This is a genomic window from Paenibacillus sp. J22P165, from assembly GCF_059692015.1.
In genome coordinates this window covers 1-1,223 of the sequence record NZ_JCAUAP010000041.1, presented here as the reverse complement: position 1 = coordinate 1,223, position 1,223 = coordinate 1, and the positions used below count along the sequence as shown (strand labels likewise).

Sequence of the window (1,223 nt, the reverse complement as noted above, 5' to 3'; positions counted from 1 at the left end):
GGTGGGCACTCTAGGATGACTGCCGGTGACAAACCGGAGGAAGGTGGGGATGACGTCAAATCATCATGCCCCTTATGACCTGGGCTACACACGTACTACAATGGTCGGTACAACGGGAAGCGAAGCCGCGAGGTGGAGCCAATCCTTATAAGCCGATCTCAGTTCGGATTGCAGGCTGCAACTCGCCTGCATGAAGTCGGAATTGCTAGTAATCGCGGATCAGCATGCCGCGGTGAATACGTTCCCGGGTCTTGTACACACCGCCCGTCACACCACGAGAGTTTACAACACCCGAAGTCGGTGGGGTAACCCGCAAGGGAGCCAGCCGCCGAAGGTGGGGTAGATGATTGGGGTGAAGTCGTAACAAGGTAGCCGTATCGGAAGGTGCGGCTGGATCACCTCCTTTCTATGGAGACTCGGATCTGATAGATCCAGTCAAGTGTACCTAGTACACAAATCGCTTACTCACTCGTGTTCAGTTTTGAAAGAGCAAACCTCTTTCTGCAACAATGTTGCAACCGTTTGGTGATGATGGCGGAAGGGATCCACGCGTTCCCATCTCGAACACGACCGTTAAGCCTTCCAGCGTCGATGGTACTTGAACCGCAGGGTTCTGGGAGAGTAGAACGTTGCCAAGCGATACCCATGGCAAGCTTTCGGAGAAAGCTTCGAAAGCTTGTAGGTGGGTTTTTATTTTGAAGAATTTCCCTATACGGGCCCTTAGCTCAGCTGGTTAGAGCGCACCCCTGATAAGGGTGAGGTCGGTGGTTCGAGTCCACTAGGGCCCACCATTTAACTTCATAAGAAGTTTCCCATTTACGGGGCCATAGCTCAGCTGGGAGAGCGCCTGCCTTGCAAGCAGGAGGTCAGCGGTTCGATCCCGCTTGGCTCCACCAAAACACATTTTAAGACAGAAATTTCCAAGAAATTTCGACTTGAAATGCAGTAATAAGATGTGGTAAGATAACTTTCGCCGCTGAAATAGGGCGAAGATAATCGAAACACATAGCATAAGTTGTTCCTTGAAAACTAGATAACGAAACAAAACGTAAAGTAAGAACTTAGGTTGTGTTGACCTTCGGGTTACACAAAAATCTTTAAAGTTTTTTCTAGGTTAAGCTAGAAAGAGCACACGGAGGATGCCTAGGCACTAGGAGCCGAAGAAGGACGTGGCGAACGACGAAATGCCTCGGGGAGCCGTAAGCAGGCTTTGATCCGGGGAT

At 50.4% G+C, this 1,223-nt stretch carries 2 tRNA genes and 3 rRNA genes; all 5 read left to right on the top strand.

Going from position 1 to position 1,223, the window contains the following annotated elements:
- Positions 1-406, top strand: a 16S ribosomal RNA gene (locus AC58QM_RS35865); the annotation flags it as partial.
- Between the two features lie 115 nt (positions 407-521).
- A 5S ribosomal RNA gene (gene rrf / locus AC58QM_RS35860) occupies positions 522-638 on the top strand.
- A gap of 76 nt (positions 639-714) precedes the next feature.
- Positions 715-791, top strand: a tRNA-Ile gene (locus AC58QM_RS35855).
- Positions 792-820: 29 nt separating this feature from the next.
- Positions 821-896: transfer RNA gene (locus AC58QM_RS35850), tRNA-Ala, on the top strand.
- A gap of 216 nt (positions 897-1,112) precedes the next feature.
- Positions 1,113-1,223, top strand: a 23S ribosomal RNA gene (locus AC58QM_RS35845); the annotation flags it as partial.